The organism is Bacteroidales bacterium, from assembly GCA_031276035.1.
Classification (GTDB): Bacteria; Bacteroidota; Bacteroidia; order Bacteroidales; family BM520; genus RGIG7150.
This window is the reverse complement of sequence record JAISNV010000024.1, coordinates 1-17,802: the sequence shown is the minus strand read 5'-3', so window position 1 is coordinate 17,802 and position 17,802 is coordinate 1. Positions and strand designations below refer to the sequence as shown.

General features: G+C 33.8%; 18 protein-coding genes and 1 tRNA gene. 17 read left to right on the top strand and 2 right to left on the bottom strand.

Annotated elements, in window-relative coordinates; genetic code table 11:
• Positions 1–45: 45 nt before the first annotated feature.
• The 17 genes from LBP67_05945 (at position 46) to LBP67_05865 (ending at position 14,857) form a co-directional block, all read left to right on the top strand.
• The gene (locus tag LBP67_05945) at positions 46–921 is read left to right on the top strand and encodes a DUF58 domain-containing protein (GenBank protein ID MDR2084517.1); all 876 of its coding nucleotides are present in this window, start codon (positions 46–48) and stop codon (positions 919–921) included.
• Between the two features lie 4 nt (positions 922–925).
• Positions 926–1,888 (top strand): BatD family protein, encoded by a 963-nt coding sequence (locus LBP67_05940; GenBank protein MDR2084516.1) that lies wholly within the window; start codon positions 926–928, stop codon positions 1,886–1,888.
• A 1-nt stretch (position 1,889) separates the two neighbouring features.
• The gene (locus LBP67_05935) at positions 1,890–2,876 is read left to right on the top strand and encodes a VWA domain-containing protein (protein MDR2084515.1); all 987 of its coding nucleotides are present in this window, start codon (positions 1,890–1,892) and stop codon (positions 2,874–2,876) included.
• A 9-nt stretch (positions 2,877–2,885) separates the two neighbouring features.
• On the top strand, positions 2,886–3,926 hold the full coding sequence (locus LBP67_05930; GenBank protein ID MDR2084514.1) for a VWA domain-containing protein: 1,041 nt from the start codon (positions 2,886–2,888) through the stop codon (positions 3,924–3,926).
• Positions 3,923–4,675, top strand: coding sequence for a tetratricopeptide repeat protein (locus LBP67_05925; protein MDR2084513.1), 753 nt, complete (start codon positions 3,923–3,925; stop codon positions 4,673–4,675). The genes LBP67_05930 and LBP67_05925 overlap by 4 nt, the downstream gene beginning before the upstream one ends.
• A gap of 14 nt (positions 4,676–4,689) precedes the next feature.
• Positions 4,690–6,528 carry a BatD family protein gene (locus LBP67_05920; GenBank protein ID MDR2084512.1) on the top strand — a complete coding sequence of 613 codons (1,839 nt, stop codon included), beginning with the start codon at positions 4,690–4,692 and terminating at the stop codon, positions 6,526–6,528.
• A 13-nt stretch (positions 6,529–6,541) separates the two neighbouring features.
• Entirely contained in the window at positions 6,542–7,309 is a 768-nt protein-coding gene (locus tag LBP67_05915) for a tetratricopeptide repeat protein (GenBank protein ID MDR2084511.1), read from the top strand.
• 178 nt (positions 7,310–7,487) lie between these two features.
• Positions 7,488–8,609 (top strand): DNA polymerase III subunit beta, encoded by a 1,122-nt coding sequence (gene dnaN / locus LBP67_05910; GenBank protein MDR2084510.1) that lies wholly within the window; start codon positions 7,488–7,490, stop codon positions 8,607–8,609.
• Between the two features lie 12 nt (positions 8,610–8,621).
• Positions 8,622–10,085, top strand: a complete 1,464-nt coding sequence (locus LBP67_05905; protein MDR2084509.1) for an aminoacyl-histidine dipeptidase — start codon at positions 8,622–8,624, stop codon at positions 10,083–10,085.
• Positions 10,086–10,174: 89 nt separating this feature from the next.
• A complete protein-coding gene (gene rpmH, locus LBP67_05900; GenBank protein ID MDR2084508.1) occupies positions 10,175–10,330 on the top strand; it encodes a 50S ribosomal protein L34 in 156 nt (51 codons plus the stop codon).
• 88 nt (positions 10,331–10,418) lie between these two features.
• Positions 10,419–10,664 (top strand): hypothetical protein, encoded by a 246-nt coding sequence (locus LBP67_05895; protein MDR2084507.1) that lies wholly within the window; start codon positions 10,419–10,421, stop codon positions 10,662–10,664.
• Complete coding sequence (locus LBP67_05890; protein MDR2084506.1) at positions 10,648–11,166, top strand: HAD hydrolase-like protein; 519 nt, start codon at positions 10,648–10,650, stop codon at positions 11,164–11,166. The genes LBP67_05895 and LBP67_05890 overlap by 17 nt, the downstream gene beginning before the upstream one ends.
• Before the next feature lie 2 nt (positions 11,167–11,168).
• Positions 11,169–11,759: a Maf family protein gene (locus LBP67_05885; GenBank protein ID MDR2084505.1), complete on the top strand. Its 591-nt coding sequence runs from the start codon at positions 11,169–11,171 to the stop codon at positions 11,757–11,759.
• Positions 11,749–12,519 carry a 5'/3'-nucleotidase SurE gene (surE, locus tag LBP67_05880; GenBank protein ID MDR2084504.1) on the top strand — a complete coding sequence of 257 codons (771 nt, stop codon included), beginning with the start codon at positions 11,749–11,751 and terminating at the stop codon, positions 12,517–12,519. Before LBP67_05885 ends, surE begins: the two co-directional genes overlap by 11 nt.
• Complete coding sequence (lpxB, locus tag LBP67_05875) at positions 12,520–13,617, top strand: lipid-A-disaccharide synthase (GenBank protein MDR2084503.1); 1,098 nt, start codon at positions 12,520–12,522, stop codon at positions 13,615–13,617. It abuts the gene before it with no gap.
• 116 nt (positions 13,618–13,733) lie between these two features.
• Positions 13,734–13,807 (top strand) — tRNA-Met (locus LBP67_05870).
• Positions 13,808–13,969: 162 nt separating this feature from the next.
• Positions 13,970–14,857, top strand: coding sequence for a DMT family transporter (locus tag LBP67_05865; protein MDR2084502.1), 888 nt, complete (start codon positions 13,970–13,972; stop codon positions 14,855–14,857).
• 92 nt (positions 14,858–14,949) lie between these two features.
• Here the strand turns inward: LBP67_05865 and LBP67_05860 are convergent, their stop codons facing one another.
• Together LBP67_05860 and LBP67_05855 are read right to left on the bottom strand one after the other, a co-directional pair.
• Entirely contained in the window at positions 14,950–16,938 is a 1,989-nt protein-coding gene (locus LBP67_05860) for a T9SS type A sorting domain-containing protein (GenBank protein ID MDR2084501.1), read from the bottom strand.
• A gap of 243 nt (positions 16,939–17,181) precedes the next feature.
• Positions 17,182–17,802 (bottom strand): T9SS type A sorting domain-containing protein (locus tag LBP67_05855; protein ID MDR2084500.1); only part of this gene is annotated, 621 nt, incomplete at its 5' end.

Genomic DNA, 17,802 nt, shown 5'->3' with positions numbered 1-17,802 from the left:
TTATTTAATTCTATTCTTTTAGTAACACTTAATATTTATTTTGAAGTGAATACCAAAGAAATTCTCAAAAAGGTCAAAAAAATCGAAATAAAAAGTCGCGGATTATCCCAGCAAATATTTGCCGGACAATATCATAGTGCTTTTAAAGGTAGAGGTATGGCTTTTAGTGAAGTGAGGGAATATGAATATGGTGACGACACGAGAAATATTGATTGGAATGTTACTGCGCGCTATAATAGACCTTTTGTGAAAATTTTTGAGGAAGAACGTGAACTTACGGTTATGCTTCTGGTTGATGTCAGCGGATCCAATGAATTCGGTTCCAAAAATTGTCTTAAAGAAGATGTCATTACTGAAGTGGCTGCTGTTCTTTCTTTTTCGGCTATTAGTAATAATGATAAGGTCGGAGTTATCTTTTTTTCAGATAAAATCGAAAAATTTATTCCGCCGAAAAAGGGTTCTACCCATATTCTTAGAATTATTAGAGAACTAATTGATTTCAAACCTGAAAGTCAAAAAACGGATATTGCCGAAGCATTACGTTTTCTTACAAATTCAATGAAAAAGAAAACAACCTGCTTTGTTCTGTCGGATTTTATTTCTCCTGATTTTGAGAATGCTCTTAGAATTGCAAAGTATAAGCATGATATTGTTGCGCTTAGAATTACGGATCCACGCGAATATGATATTCCTAATGTAGGAATGGTAAGGGTTTTTGATAAGGAAGAAGGGAAAACAACTTGGATGGATACATCTTCTAAAACTGTTAGAAATGAATATTCGCAATGGTGGAGAGATAAAAATACGGAGATCTCAAAATTATTTTTGAGATGCGGAGTTGATCATGCTTTTCTGAGAACAGACAGGGATTATGTTAAGGAACTTATGAAACTTTTTAAGGTAAGAGAAAGCAGGTATTAAGATTATGAGAAAAGCAGTTCTTTTATTATATACGTTATTTCTCTGTCTGATTGTTTTTGCACAACAGGATATCAATGTTTCAGCAACACTTGACAAAAACAACGTGTTAATAGGTGAACACAGCAATTTGCAACTATCGGTAATTTCAAACGGAAAAATCGATTCAATCGAATGGCCGCAAATAGGCGATACTATTGTAACTGAAATAGAAATTGTTGAAAGAACGTATGTTGATACTATTGTTTCCAAAAGTCAGTATCAATATATTCAGAATCTTACACTTATTTCATTCGATTCGGGTTATTACGTAATTCCTCCTTTCGAATTTAAAATTAAAAATCAAAACGGAATAGAGGAATTTTTTGAAACTAATGCCTTACTTTTTGAAGTTCAAACGGTAGAAGTAGATTCAACCGGAAATATTCTTCCTATTTCTCCGATATTGAATCTTCCCGTTACTTTTGCCGAAGTTGCAAGAAAATCGGGATTTGTATTATTAATATTGATTGTAATTGGATTGATTGTATTTCTGATTTACTATATTAAAAAACATAGGAAGTTGCCAATTGTAACGCGTTCGAAACCTATTATACCGCCAAACAGACTGGCAATTGATTCTTTATATGCTCTGGAAAATAAAAAGCTCTGGCAATCGGGGCAGATTAAGGAGTATTATAGTGAAATTACTGATATTTTGCGTGAATATATAGCGGGAACCTTCGATATTCCTGCTGTTGAAATGATCACCGATGATATTTTCGATTTGATGAAGAAAAACGATAAATATCAAGAGGATTTATACAAATTAGCTTATAATATTTTTATTACTTCTGATATGGTGAAGTTTGCCAAAGGCACTACTGAAGCGGATGAGAATATGAAAATATTAAAAGATGCGTACGATTTTGTTAACGGCTCTTGGAAATATATTTCCGAGTTAAAATCTAAGGAAGAAAATGTGGAATAACATTGAATTTGCAAATCCTGAATGCTTCTACTTGCTGCTTTTAATACCTTTGATAATTGTATTATATGTATTAAAGCTGAGAAAGTCATATCCTGCTTTGCAAATATCCGATGTACATTCAACAGGTAGAAAACGAGTAACTTATAAAGAAATTCTCATTCACGTTCTGTTCGGAATAGAAATGATAATCATTGCTTTGCTGGTCATTGCTTTAGCTCGACCGCAATCCAGTGAAAAGAACAAAACCATGAATGTCGAAGGTATAGACATTATTATGACTATGGATATTTCGAGTAGTATGCTTGCTGAGGATTTTAAACCTAATAGGTTGGATGCTGCAAAGAAAGTTGCTATTGATTTTATTGATCAGAGACCGAACGATAGAATCGGTTTGGTTGTTTTTGCCGGCGAATCGTTTACTCAATGCCCGTTAACTACCGACCACACTGTTCTTAAAAGTCTCTTTAAAGAAATCAGAATCGGAATGATTGAAGACGGAACCGCAATCGGTAGCGGACTGGCAACTTCCGTACTGCGTTTAAAAGAAAGTGATGCTATTAGTAAAGTTATTATCTTACTTACCGATGGTGTGAATAATGCGGGCTCTATCGATCCGGCTTCGGCAGCTGAAATAGCTAAAACCTTCGGTATCAGAGTTTATACGGTAGGAGTTGGTACAAACGGAATGGCTCCATACCCGGCTCAAGATATTTTCGGTAATAAAAGATATCAACAAATGGAAGTAAACATAGACGAAGATCTTATGAGACAGATATCTACAATTACCGGCGGTAAATACTTCAGAGCTACGGATAATAATTCTTTGAGTAGAATTTATGAAGAAATTGATAAATTAGAAAAATCTAAAATAGAAGTATATGAGTATGAGAAGAAGCATGAAGAATTTTTCAACTATGTATTAGCTGCATTATTATTACTTTGTTTGGATTTTGTTATTAGAAAATTTGTATTAAAAATATTCCTATAAAAACCAATTATGTCGTTGTTTAGATTTGAAAATCCTAAAATATTATATTGGTTGCTCGCTTTGGCAGCAATAATTGTCGTAATTATTGTTGTTGAGGTAAGGAGGAAGAAATTTGCCGATAAAATTGGCGATAAAGATGTTATTTCGAAACTTATATTCGGTTCGTCTACAACTATCCGTGTGATAAAATATATTTTATTTGTTTTGGTTTTTGTTTTCTTAATCATTGGTTTGGCAAATCCGCAAGTAGGTTCAAAAATAGAGACCGTAGAAAGAAAAGGTATAGATGTTGTTATTGCTCTGGATATTTCGAACAGCATGCTTGCCGAAGATATTAAACCTTCGCGACTTGACAGGGCGAAGCAAGCAATCTCGAATCTCATGGATAATATGAAAAACGACAGAATCGGAATGGTTGTTTTTGCGGGTAAAGCTTATATGCAAATGCCGCTTACAACTGATTACGGTTCGGTGAGAATGCTTTTGAATACCGTTACTCCGTCGTTTATTCCGGTGCAGGGAACCGCTTTGGCCGAAGCTATAAAGATTTCTATGGAAGCTTTCAATGATTCCGATCACAGTAAAGTGATAATCATTATTACCGACGGTGAAAATCATATCGGCGATGCTGTTGCCGAAGCAAAGAAAGCAGCTGAAAAAGGAATTTCGGTTCATACAATCGGTATCGGGATGCTTGAAGGAACGCCTATTCCGATTATTCAGAACGGCAGAAATATCGGCTATAAAAAAGATAATAAAGGCATGACCGTTGTTACCAAATTGGATGAAACTTCATTGATTAAAATTGCCGATGCGGGTAAAGGTTCATATACTCGTGCAAATAGCGCCCGTGTGGGTTTGCAAAAGATTCTTGATGATATTAATAATAAAGATAAAACTGTTTTCGAAACTCAAAAAGTAACAGATTACAAAGATCAATTCCAGTATTTTATTGCTGCGGCTTTGATTTTACTTGTGTTATTAATATGTATTCCCGATAAATCAAGTAATAGATTTAAAATTGATAAATATTTTACTAAGGTGAAATGATACATAAAACAAACATATTAAATATTTCATTTATAACGATAATGACTTTAGTCTTTTCGCAGTCTGCATATTGTCAAAAAGAAAAATCAGAGGTCAGAAGCGGAAACAGGGATTTTAATAAAGATAATTATCATGATGCTGAGATTAAGTACAGAAAGGCTTTAGAGGAGAAACCTCTTATGATTGAAGCCGAATTTAATCTCGGGAACTCATTATATATGCAAGAAAATTATTCTGAGGCTGCCTTATCATATTTGGCAACTGCGGAGAGAGCTGAGAATAATAAATTAAAATCTTCATCGTTTTATAATCTCGGTAATTCGTTTTACAAGGAAGGAAAATATGCCGAAGCTGTTGCTGCGTACAAAGAATCTTTGAGAAAACTTCCTACCGATGAAGCTCGATATAACCTTGAAATGGCTAAGAAAATGTTACAGCAAAACGGCCAAGATCAGCAGCAAAGTGATGAAAACAAAGAGTCTGATCAAAGTCAAGAGCAAGAAGGACAAAATAGCCAGAATCAGGAAGAGCAAGGCAAAAACGAACAATCCGAACAACAACAGGCTCAGCAGGATGAATCGAAAGGCGGTGAAGAGAAAGAGCAGCAACAAGCTCAACAAGTAGAAATTTCCGAGGAAGATGCGGAGAGAATTTTGGAAGCTTTGAAAAATGAAGAGCAACAGACGATGAGCAGAATTCTCGAACAAAAACATAAAGATCAGAAGGTTAAGATTGATAAAGATTGGTAAAAACAATATAATATATGAGACTGAAGCGATTAATATTACTTATTGCACTTTTGATACCTATGGTAATTTATTGCCAGGATATTCAGTTTACTGCGGAAGCACCTGCGATTGTGCGTTTGGGCGAGCAATTTGCGATAAAATATACTATTAATCAAAGAAGTTCTAATCGGGTGAATTTTCCTGAAATGCCCGGAATGGTAAAACTATCCGGCCCGAATACTTCTACTAGCTCAAATTTTCAAATTATCAACGGACAACAATCTCATACTTATACAACAAGTTATACTTTTTATGTTCAAGCTAATGAAGTAGGGAAGTATACAATTAACCCGGCAACTGTAACAGTTAACAATTCACAATATGAGTCTAATACGCTTGTTATTGAAGTTGTTCAGGGGCAACAGGGGAGCGCCGGCGGACAACAGCAGCCGGGGCAATCGAATTCTCAATCCGGTTCGGAGCAATCGAATTCTTCAGGGTCTAATGTTTTTGTCGTCTCAGAATTAAACAAAAAAGATGTTTATGTCGGAGAACAAGTAATTCTTTCCTATAAAGTATATACTAAAGTTGATTTGGCAGGCTTCGGTGAAGTAAAATTTCCACAGTACACAGGTTTCTGGAAAGAAGATTTTGAGTTGGGAAATATCGGTTTACAATCCACCGTTTACAATAATCAATCATATAGATATGCTGAAATTCAGCGAAATATTTTATTTCCTCAAAGAGGCGGGGAAATTACAATTCCGTCTGCGGATATTGAAATTATTTCAAGAGTAAAAACTCGTGCTCAAGGATATAACGATCCGTTCTTTAATGAGTTTTTCGGCGGTTATCAAAATGTTCCTATAAAATGTACGACAAAACCTTTGACTCTAAATGTTAAACCTTTGCCGGCTCAAGGTAAGCCGATTTCATTCTCAGGTGCGGTAGGAAATTTTTCTATAGCTGCAACTATTGACAAAACAGAGTTAAAAGCAAATGAAGCAATTACATTGAAGTTTACGATAAACGGTTCGGGAAATATCAAACTGATTGATAAAATCAATGTTAAATTTCCATCCGATTTTGAGACTTATGCACCAAAGGTTACACAAAATATTAAAGTTGATAGAAATTCCGTATCCGGTTCGAAAATATTCGAATATGTTATTATTCCCAGAAACCCCGGTACATTTAAAATAAAATCTTTCGAATTTTCTTATTTTGATCCCAATAAAAAAGAATATGTAATTCTAAATTCTCCGGAATTTACAATTGAAGTTGCAAATTCGGACATTGCATTTCAATCCGTTCCCGGCGTATCCAGAGAAGATGTCATCGCAATCGGAGAAGATATAAAACATATCAAACCCTTATCCTCGGAATTAAGTAAAGCAAAACTGGTAGTTTTCGGATCATCATCATACCTAGTTGTCTTGGCCGGAATACTTTTGTTTTTGGTTATTGTTGCAATTCTTATAAAAATATTTATTGATAAGAGAAGTGATGTGGATAATTTAAAACGTAAGCGTGCCGAATCTGTGGCAATGAAACGTTTGAAGAAGGCTAAGCAATACATGGACGAAAATGCCGACACTGCTTTTTATAATGAATTGTCAAATGCTATGTGGCAATATATTGGCGATAGATTTAACATTCCGATTTCGGAACTCAATAGAGATTTTCTGATAAATCTTCCCAATGAATACAATATTTCATCCGAATGTGTAAATAAATATATTTCCGTGTTAGATGAAGCCGAGTTTGCACGATTTGCGCCGTCAAGAGATAATGAATCAATGCACACGTTGTATAATAGTGCTTTGGAAGCAATTCAAAGTTTTTATTCAACATTGAAAAAAGTAAAAAAATAATATCCTGAGAGTTATGAAGATATTGAAAAACATAGGATTAACAATGATGTTGATATTTACGATATCATTGAATATGATGTCGCAAACTCCAGAAGAAAAATTTTCCGAAGCCGTAAATGAATACAATGCGGAAAATTTTGCAACAGCAGTTGTTTTATTTCAAGAATTATATGATGAAGGATATAGTAATTTCGAATTATTATACAATCTGGGAAACAGTTATTTCAGAACTAATGACATGCCTTCGGCAATTCTGTATTATGAACGTGCGTTAAGACTTTCTCCTAATAATGATGATGTTAAATATAATCTTTCTATTGCCAATAAACTTATTGTAGATAAGATAGATGCGGTGCCCGAAATGTTTTATGTAAAATGGTGGCGCTCATTTATAAATGTATTTTCTCTGAAAAATTGGATGAGAATAAATTTAATATTATTTTCAATCACTGTTTTATGTATAATAGTCATGTCTTTAGGGAGAAATATTTCCGTAAAGAAAGTTGCATTCAGATTATCAATATTCGGATTAATATTGTTTATTATATCTTTGATTGTTAATATTTCGCTGAAAAAACAAGTTACACGGGACGATTATGCCGTAGTATTTACTCCTACTGTTACTGCAAAAGGTTCACCTATTGATAACGGAGTTGATATTTTTGTTGTGCATAAAGGAACAAAAGTAAATATTAACGACGAAGTGGGAGAATGGATTGAAATTGTGCTGGCTAACGGTAAAACCGGATGGATTAGAAAGACTGATATAAAAATCATTTAAAAAATATTTTTATCCTTCCTAAAACTTTAAGAAATTTATTCCTATCTTTGTAAGCCTTAAGGCTAAATAATAAAATATTACTCATATAAGGCTACATGCAACTTATTACCTTGAGGAAAAGATATTCATATCGTTCTGATGACGATTAAATTAAGATAAACTAAAAAAATATATTTGTATGAAATTTATTGTATCAAGCACCCTGTTATTAAAAAATCTTCAAGCAGTAGGTGGTATTTTGAATTCTCGTAATACTATGCCGATATTAGATGATTTTTTGTTTGAACTCAATGGAGAAAATTTGAAAATTACTGCTTCCGATCTGGAAACGACAATGATTACGGAGTTTAAAGTTGATATGGCCGAAGGTTCCGGAATTATTGCAATACCGGCTAAAACTTTGTTGGATCTTTTAAAAACATTTTCGGATATTCCAATATCCATCAATATTGATCTTTCAAACCAAGCTGTTGATATTTCCGCAGCATCAGGTCATTATAAAATGGCGGGTCATGACGGCAAAGAATTTCCTAAAGTTCCGGATTTTGAAGATACGGAAAGTATTGTTCTTCCTTCGGAAACTCTTCAGAATGCAATTTCAAAAACCATCTTTGCTACAAGTAATGAGGAATTCCGTCCCGGTATTACAGGTGTTTTGTTTGATATATATCCCGAAGAAGTAATCTTTGTTGCTACAGATGCACATAAGCTTGTAAAATACACTAAAGTTGCTGCTATTGCAAAAGAAGCAACAAGTTTTATTGTTCCTAAAAAACCTTTAAATCAACTTAAAACCGTTTTAGGTAACGATGAATATGAAGTTAAAATTGAGTACAATAAAACGAATGTTACTTTCTCCTTTGGTAATTATCAACTTTTCAGCAGACTAATTAATGGTGCTTTCCCGAATTATAATGCAATTATTCCGCAAGATAATCCTAATAGAATGATTATAGACAGGTCATTACTTATTGGAAGTTTGCGCAGAATCGGATATTTCGCGAACCAATCTACAAATCAGGTTAGATTGAGTATTTCCGGACAGGAACTTATGATTTCCGGTGAGGATGCGGAATATTCAAGCGAGGGTAAAGAACGTTTGGCTTGCGAATATAAGGGGCAGGATTTAGTGATAGGTTTTAATTCAAGATTCCTTTTGGATTTACTTTCACATATTGACTCTGACCAAATTACAATGGAATTTTCCGCTCCAAACAGAGCTGCCGTTGTTCTTCCTATTGAAGAGGAAAGTGATGAAAAACTATTTATGCTAATTTCACCTGTAATGTTAAATAATTAAAAATAAGATATAATGGCAGAATCAATCAAAAATCTCGAACCCAAAATTGTTTGGAAAAATTTTTATGAATTAACTCAAATTCCTCGTCCTTCATTTCATGAAGAAAGAGCGGTTGCTTATCTAAAGGCTTTTGGAGAGAAATTAAATTTAGAAACTATTGTTGACGAAGTTGGTAATGTAATTATCAGAAAACCCGCAACTCCGGGAATGGAAGACAGAAAAGGGTTGATACTTCAAGCTCATATTGACATGGTACCGCAAAAGAATAGTAATGTAAATCATGATTTTGAAAAAGATCCGATAAATGCTTATGACGACGGTACAGGTTGGGTTAGAGCAAAAGATACAACATTAGGTGCCGATAACGGAATGGGTTTGGCAGCAATTATGTCTATCCTTGAGTCTAAAGATATTAAGCACGGCCCTATTGAAGGGCTTTTTACAGCTACGGAAGAAACAGGAATGGATGGCGCTAACGGATTAAAAAGCGGTCTTTTAAAAGGTGATATACTTTTGAATCTTGATTCGGAAGATGAAGGAGAACTTTATATCGGTTGTGCCGGAGGAATTGATGCAAATATTGAGTTTGAATTCAAAAAAGAAGCGGTTCCTGCAGATTATATTACTTTCCAAATTTATGTAAAAGGCTTTAATGGCGGCCATTCAGGTATGGATATAAATACAGGAAGAGGTAATGCCAACAAAATATTATTCAGATATTTAAATATTATTAAAGACAGATGGCATGCCGAATTATCTGAAGTTACGGCAGGAAGTTTAAGAAATGCTATTCCGCGAGAAGCTTTTGCAACTGTTTTAATTCCTAATAAACATAAGGAAGATATTAAAGGTTGTGTTAAAAATTATGAGGCAGTAATTAAAAGTGAATTGGGTGACGTTGAGCCGAAGCTTGAAATCGGAATCAAAGAGATTGAGAAAGCTCAATTTATTATGGATAAAAAATCCCAATTAAACTTAATCTTAAGCATTAATGCTTGTCAAAACGGAGTTATTCGCATGAGTACAAGTATGGAAGGATTGGTTGAAACATCAAGCAATCTTGCAATTGTAAAAACCGAAGGTAATAAAGTTGTTGTCAGTTGTTTATTGCGTAGTTCCGTTGATTCTGCGAAAGATGCTTTAGCTGCAAGTATTAAAGCTTGTTTTGATTTAGCCGGAGCAAAAGTTGTTCTTGACGGTGCTTATCCAGGCTGGAAACCGAATGTAAATTCTGAGATTTTACGACTTGCGCAAGATATTTATAAGAAACATTTTCACAAGGATGCTAAGATAATGGCGGTTCACGCAGGACTTGAGTGCGGAATTTTAGGAGCGAAATATCCTAATTGGGATATGATTTCTATCGGTCCGACTATCCGTCATCCTCATAGTCCGGATGAAAAAGTTAATATTGAATCTGTAGGTAAATTCTATGATTTCTTGAAACTTATCGTTGAAAACGCTCCGAAAAAATAATTGATCGAAAAAATAAATAAAAATAAAATTAAAAAAACGGCTTTGTTTTTAAAAAAAATTCTATCTTTGCAGTCCAAAATTGAGTAGTTATGAAGAGAACCTTTCAACCATCGAGACGTAAAAGAGTCAATAAACATGGCTTCAGAGAAAGAATGTCTACTGCTAACGGTAGAAAAGTTTTAGCCGCCAGACGAGTTAGAGGCAGGAAAAAACTTACCGTATCATCGGAAAGACTAGGCAAATAATTGCCGAAATAAAATAATAACAAAGCCAAGGAGACCACTGTTATAGGTAGTCTCCTTGTTTTGTTTGCAAATATTCAAAATATTATCTATGGATTGGTTATATAATTTTCTGATAGTAATATTAGTAATAGGAATTATCTATTATTTGGTAAGCGGACTTATTATTCCGCTTATGATTAGAAGATTTGTCAATAAGAAAAATCGACATTATAATAATAATGTCGAAGATATTAATGATGAAGATGAGCATGATAGTAATGCCAATAGAATAAATAAAGAAAAATCTATTCAAGACGATTTTGGAGATTATACCGATTATGAAGAACTTGACTAATATTAGTAAAATCAAATGTTTTATATTTGATTATGATGGTGTGCTTTCGGATGGGAAAATTTATATGCTTCCCTCAGGAGAAGGAATCCGCAAATCTGATGCGAAAGACGGATACGCATTGCATCATGCAATAAAAAACGGATATAAAGTAGCTATTATCTCAGGCGGTAGGGGTGAAAATATGAAAAACAGACTTAGTGAATTAGGTATTACTGATGTTTTTCTCGGTATTTCATATAAAAAAGAAGTCTTTGAAGAGTTTCTGGAGATAAATAATTTGCAGCCTGAAGAAGTTATGTATATGGGCGATGATATTCCCGATTATGAAGTTATGCAATTGGCCGGAATTGCTGCTTGCCCTGCAAATTCCTCTCAAGAAATTAAATCCATTTCACATTATATTTCACCGTTTACCGGCGGAAACGGCTGTGTGCGCGATGTTATTGAACAAGTGATGAAATCACATGGAAAGTGGATGACAGGCACAGCTTTTATTTGGTAAGTATGCTATATCTTAAAAATAAAAAAATAATTTTGGGCTCGTCATCTCCAAGGCGAAAAGAATTATTGGCATTGATGGATATTCCTTTCGAATGCAGAGTTGCGGATTATGATGAAAAATTCGAAGCCTATGATATTCCCGAAGATACCGCTCTTGCCATGGCAAGAGGAAAAAGTGAAGCGTTGATACAAAATTGCGATGATAACGATATTATTATTACTGCAGATACAATAGTTTCTATCAATGGAATTATTCTTGGAAAACCTTCGGATTTACAAAATGCAAAATCGATGTTGCAGAAATTAAGCGGAAATTGTCATGTTGTTACAACCGGCGTTTGCATTGCAAATAAACATCGAAGAGATTATTTTTTTGCGTGTACAAAAGTCTGGATCAAAAATCTGGACGAGCAGGAAATAGATTATTATTTATCAAAATATAGTCCTTTGGATAAAGCTGGTGCTTATGGTATTCAAGAATGGATTGGTGTTATTGGTATTGAGAAAATTGACGGTCCGTATTTCAATGTTATGGGACTTCCTACGCAAATGTTATATGAACATCTTGTAAACTTTATCGAATATGAATCATAAACCATTTATAGTTATTTCTAATGATGACGGAATAGATGCGCCCGGGATTCATCATTTGGTTGAAATCGCAAAAAAATTCGGTGATATACTGGTTATTGCTCCCGAAACCGAACATTCCGGACAAAGTCATTCTGTAACTGTAAAACGACCGCTTTTTGCCAAATATCTTAAGACGGAGGAAAATGTAAAATATTATTCCTGTTCCGGAACCCCGGTTGATTGCTTAAAACTCGGATTGAAAATGTTTTCCGATAGAACCCCCGATTTAGTAATTTCAGGAATTAACCACGGCTCCAATGCCGGAACAAATGTTTTTTATTCCGGCACAATGGCAATTGCAATTGAAGCTGTTTTTGAAAAAATTCCTTCTGTAGGATTTTCATATTGCACTCATTTGAGAGATGCGGATTTTACTGAAATTTTACCTTATGTAGAAAGTATTATTTCAATTGTTTTAGAAAAAAAACCTATTCCTGTAGGATGTTGCTGGAATGTAAATTTCCCGTATCAATATAAAGACGGAATACAAGGAGTAAAAATCTGCAGTATGTCCGAAGGATTATGGTCTAATTTATTTGAAGAGAGAATCATTCCCGGTGCGGGAAAACCTTATTATTGGCTCTTTGGAGATTATTCCGATGAAAATCCAAGAATCGGCACCGATGAATATGCTTTACAGCATGGATATGTTTCTGTTGTACCTATTACTATAGATATTACGGATTATAAAGAATTAGATAAAATTTCAAAGCTTTTTTAAGTGAGATATTACATAATTGCCGGCGAAGCTTCGGGCGATATCCACGGAGCAAACTTAGTAAATCAGATTAAGGTATTTGATAAAAATGCTTCATTCAGAGGCTTCGGTGGCGCAAATCTTAGAAAAGAAGGAGTTGAAACCGTGAAAGACATTAGTGAGATGTCGTTTATGGGTTTTATCGAAGTTCTTCTCAGCCTGTTTAAGGTTCTCAAATTGTTGGTTTTATGTAAAAAAGACCTCATGGAATATAATCCGGATGTTGTTATTCTTATTGATTATCCAGGATTTAATTTAAGAATTGCCAAGTTTGCCAAGAAAAATGGATTCAGAGTTATCTATTACATTTCACCTCAGATATGGGCGTGGCATCGCTCGCGAGTGCGCCAGGTAAAGAAATATGTAGATATTATGATTCCCATTCTTCCTTTTGAAAAAGATTTTTACAAAAAATATGGTGTTAATGTTGAATACTTCGGCCATCCTCTAATAGATGAATTGATTAAGTATAAAGATGTTAAGTTTGAAACAGATAAGAATCACATTGCACTTTTACCCGGTTCCAGAAAATCGGAAATAAAGAAAATGTTACCGGTATTTTGCGAAACGGCACGAATTAATCCACATGAAAAATTTGTAGTTGCAGCAATGTCAATTCATCCGTACTCCTTTTATGAAAATCTGTTAAATGACAAACCCGATAATTTGAGCATTGAGGTTGATAATACTATTCAAATATTAGTATCTGCCAAAGCAGCTTTAGTAACTTCCGGTACTGCAACATTAGAAACTGCGATTTTACAAGTTCCGCAAGTTGTGTGTTACAAAACAACCAAGATTTCTTATTTTCTGGCGCGACAATTATCTAAAGTAAAATATATTTGTTTGGTTAATTTAATTTTAAATAGAGAATTGATAAAGGAATTGATTCAGAATAAATGTAACGCGGCGAGTATTTCATTAGAACTTCATAAGTTGTTGGATGACAAAGAATATATAGATGCAATCGAAGATGGGTATATGGAATTAAGGAATATTTTGAATGAGCCCGGAGCATCTATGAGGGCGGCAAAAGCTATTGTAGAATGGTTGGAGATATGAAATCAGAAATGATATTATATAATATGGTATATGCAGATTAGTTTAATTCAACAATAAAAATTTAATTATTTAATTGTTAATTATTATTTATTTCTTATCTTTGCAACCTCAAAATCGGCGGGGTAGCTCAGTTGGTTAGAGCGTCGGATTCATAACCCGGAGGTCACGAGTTCAATTCTCGTCCCCGCTACAAAAAGCGCATAAGTTGATGGCACAAAAGCGCGAAAGGTGAATGATTTGAAGATGGGATAATTTGAAAATTATTTTTATCGACTTATTTAAATTCATCTGCATATTATTCATAGCCAATTAATTCCTACAGTCCTGATTTTTTTTATTTCTGAATTTTTTTATGAAACGCGGACTCGTTTATTTCCTTGTTGTTTTATCAATGATACTTTGGGGTATAACTTTTGTTTGGACAAAAGATACACTAAACGTTTACAATCCGATTACAATTATTACAATCCGTTTGTTGATTTCATCATTATTACTTTTTGCCTACATGAAAATATCCGGCAAATGGGAAAAAATAATGAAGTCGGACGTAAAATATTTCTTAGCCTTAGCTTTTTTTAGTCCCTTCTTATATTTCATCGGAGAAACTTACGGCATCAAAAATGCTTCATCCACGATATCTTCAGTAATGATTGCAACAATTCCAATCTTTGCTGCAATATCATCGGTGATTGTTTATAAAGAGCAACTTTCTAAATTGAATTTTTTGGGGATGACGATTTCTTTTATTGGGCTGTTATTAGTAATTATAAATTCTGATTATAATATTGCTTTATCGTTAAAAGGATTTTTATGGTTGATGTTAGCAGTTTCTTCATCTGTATTCTATGCTTTGATACTCAGAAAAATATCAACAAAATATAATCCTATTTCGTTAGTAGCATATCAAAACTTTATAGGATTTATATACTTTCTGCCCCTATTCTTTATTTTTGATTATTCTTCATTTATTACAATTATTCCTTCATTAAGAATTTGTTTAAATATTTTACAATTAGCGGTTTTCGGATCTTCTTTAGCCTTTATCTTTTATACTATCGGAAACAGAGAATTAGGTGTTGGTAAGACTTCTTTCTTCGCAAATCTTATTCCTATTTTTACTGCTATTGCTGCGTATTTTGTGATAGATGAGAAAATAACAGTTATTAATATAATAGGTATATTTATTGTTGTGTTGGGATTAACAATATCACAGATTAAGGGGAGAGTTGGAAGATTGTAATTTCAGACTTAGAATCTTAAAATCCGTGAACCAAAAAGGTTGCGATAAACAAGTCACCGCAACCTTCTAAAATAATATTATAATTAAGTTTCTTACTCTACAATCAGTTTTGCATTATTATTTCCTGCGGATATAAAATATACGCCTGTTTTTAAATTACTTATATTAACAGTATTACTTCCTGCACTTAAAACTTGTTTAACAACAGCTTGTCCTGCCATATTGTAGATAATACAATTGACAGTTTCTTCAACCGAAATATTAACCATGTTAGTAGCTGGATTCGGATAAACTTTAAGATTTTTATTTTCTGATCTATATTTATCGACGCCATCGGGTTTTATTTCCGGAAATTTTGCGCCACTAAAATCCATAGCTTCGGCCCACATGACAATAGTATTTTCAGTATAAATACCGTATTGAGGATTTCTTGCATGTTCTATAATAGCTTCGCCTGGAGTTTGGTCAATACTATAAAAAACATAGAAATTTCCTCCTAATTCACCTGCAGGTACTTTTTGAGCTAAAATTTGTGGATATACACATTCATCAAAATTGTGTACAAATCCTTTAATCATTCCGTACCATCCGGCATTATCAATTTCAACAACTGTTTCCGACCATAAATCAAAACTAACCATATCGGGATCAGTTACCCAACTAGAGTCGAATCTCCATTCTTCATAAATCTCGTCGAAATTATATGAACATAAATAAATTCTTTTTGCCATATACGGAGCCGGAGTTAATATAACAGATTCATCCGTTGCGCAAACAGCAAAAACAAGTCTGTCTAAACTTACCTGTGCCATGCTAATATTATTGATTACACCTTGAGTACGATAATAAGTTATTCCTTCGTTGCCATTTGTTCCGTACCATGAGCCGTCACCATCAAAATCAAAACCGTATGCTAATATACACCTGCCGTCATCCATGTATTCAGTGTGTCTGTCAACATAAAGAACATCATATTGATTATTTACATCGGTAAAATTGGGCATATCTTCATTCCAGTATAGAGCACAAGTGCTGGCAGGCCAATAAGTATATGAGCCGCCTGTTTCTGTGTAGATATATCTACATACTACAAATGCGATATGACACTTACCGTCATCATCAATCATTATACTGGCTGCACCAGTAGGGGCACATATTGTATCATCAAATATTTGAGTATTGTAATCGAAGAATGGTATAGGATGTTCCCATGGAATGATTTTTTCCCATGTATCACCATTATTTTCAGATTTCATGATTATTATATCGCTTTTATTGGAAAATATACCGAATGCAATAACTCCATTATTTGGTTCAGCCCAAATGTATCTATCGGAAGAAAAAGCCAGATAATGGTAATAATCGGAGCCGATGAGGTGAGGAGTCTCAACATGGGGAGACCAAGTTTGTCCATTATCGGCAGATCTAGAATAATATATATCACCATGATCGGTTAATTCTTCATAATGAAGAACATGTATAACATCATTATTAACACAAACGCGGGGCCAAGTCGATTTTGTGGAAACATATTCAGAAAATTTGTCCCATTCACCGGTACCGGCTTGATCTCGTTTATATAAGTTATAACCGGCACCATTATGAGATACAATAAGTTCTCCGTTATTACCATAAGGAGCATAACTCGGCCAGCCTGCACGTTCATTTTCAATTCTACCAACATCGTTAGGATTAATTTCCCATCCCCAACTACCATCATTTAGTTCTGTCCAAAAATTATAAAAAGAACCTCTGTCAGGAAAAGCGGTTGCTTCCATTCCGCCGGTCCACGTGGCACCGATACTACCGTCAGCATATCGGTAAAATCTGTTTCCTAATGTTGAGTTGGATTGCAGATCGTAATATGTATAACCAACTTCTGTCTCTTGTGGGGCTAAAGCAACGGTTTTGGTTGATTGCGTTACATTATAAGGCATATTGATGTTAGGATGATTATTAATGCCAGCATCAACTTTTACAGGAATGTCATATTGACTTGGATCTAATCTTAATTGTTTGTTCTGTGCCAAACTTACAAAGGCAATTAAAATTGCCAAACACATAGTAAATAATTTTCTCATATATATAAATTTTAATTTAACGTTTCAAAGTTGGCAATTTTTTAGATATTTTCAAAATAATATAAAAAAAATAAATATTAGAAGATCAGACTAATAAATTTAATATATTTGTTATATAAGATAAATTTTTATATAAATTTTAATATTGAGTTTTATAAGATATAAGGGAAGTAAGGTTATATACATAAAAAAGGTTGACTATTTTTAGTCAACCTTTTTTATTAAAGAATAATATTTATTTTTTTATTCTACGATTAATTTAGCATTGTTGTTACCAGCTGAAATAAAGTACACACCTGATTTTAATGTTTGAATATTAATAATGTTGTTTCCCGGTGTTAAAACTTGTTTTGCAACAGTTTGTCCTGCCATATTGTAGATAACACAATTTACAGTTTCTTCAACTGTAATATTAACCATATTGGAGGCGGGATTCGGATAAACATCTAATAATTGTTTTGTTGTACCGTGTTGTTCAATGCCTAATTTTATTTCTGGGAAATTAGGATCTCCGAAATCCATAGAGGATGCCCACATAATGATAGTATTGTCTTCATAAGTACCATATTGAGGGTTGTTGTCATGTTGAGTCAAAGCATCACCGGGCATTTGATCTAAATTATAGAAAACATAAAAATTACCCCTTAATTCGCCTGCAGGTACATTTTGAGCTAATACCTGCGGATATATACATTCATCAAAACTATGTGCAAATCCCTTAATCATTCTATACCAACCTTCATTGTTAATTTGAGTTGGGGTTTCTGAGAATAAGTCATAACTAACCATATCAGGATCAGTTACCCAATTGGTATCAAATCTCCACTCTTCATAAATTTCATTAAATACATAAGAGCATAAGAA

Coding starts and splice junctions, on each gene's coding strand:
- LBP67_05940 (MDR2084516.1), top strand. CDS start 926: ATGAGAAAAGCAGTTCTTTTATTATATACGTTATTTCTCTGTCTGATT.
- LBP67_05930 (MDR2084514.1), top strand. CDS start 2,886: ATGTCGTTGTTTAGATTTGAAAATCCTAAAATATTATATTGGTTGCTC.
- LBP67_05925 (MDR2084513.1), top strand. CDS start 3,923: ATGATACATAAAACAAACATATTAAATATTTCATTTATAACGATAATG.
- LBP67_05920 (MDR2084512.1), top strand. CDS start 4,690: ATGAGACTGAAGCGATTAATATTACTTATTGCACTTTTGATACCTATG.
- LBP67_05915 (MDR2084511.1), top strand. CDS start 6,542: ATGAAGATATTGAAAAACATAGGATTAACAATGATGTTGATATTTACG.
- dnaN (MDR2084510.1), top strand. CDS start 7,488: ATGAAATTTATTGTATCAAGCACCCTGTTATTAAAAAATCTTCAAGCA.
- LBP67_05905 (MDR2084509.1), top strand. CDS start 8,622: ATGGCAGAATCAATCAAAAATCTCGAACCCAAAATTGTTTGGAAAAAT.
- rpmH (MDR2084508.1), top strand. CDS start 10,175: ATGAAGAGAACCTTTCAACCATCGAGACGTAAAAGAGTCAATAAACAT.
- LBP67_05895 (MDR2084507.1), top strand. CDS start 10,419: ATGGATTGGTTATATAATTTTCTGATAGTAATATTAGTAATAGGAATT.
- LBP67_05890 (MDR2084506.1), top strand. CDS start 10,648: ATGAAGAACTTGACTAATATTAGTAAAATCAAATGTTTTATATTTGAT.
- LBP67_05885 (MDR2084505.1), top strand. CDS start 11,169: ATGCTATATCTTAAAAATAAAAAAATAATTTTGGGCTCGTCATCTCCA.
- surE (MDR2084504.1), top strand. CDS start 11,749: ATGAATCATAAACCATTTATAGTTATTTCTAATGATGACGGAATAGAT.
- LBP67_05865 (MDR2084502.1), top strand. CDS start 13,970: ATGAAACGCGGACTCGTTTATTTCCTTGTTGTTTTATCAATGATACTT.
- LBP67_05860 (MDR2084501.1), bottom strand. CDS start 16,938: ATGAGAAAATTATTTACTATGTGTTTGGCAATTTTAATTGCCTTTGTA.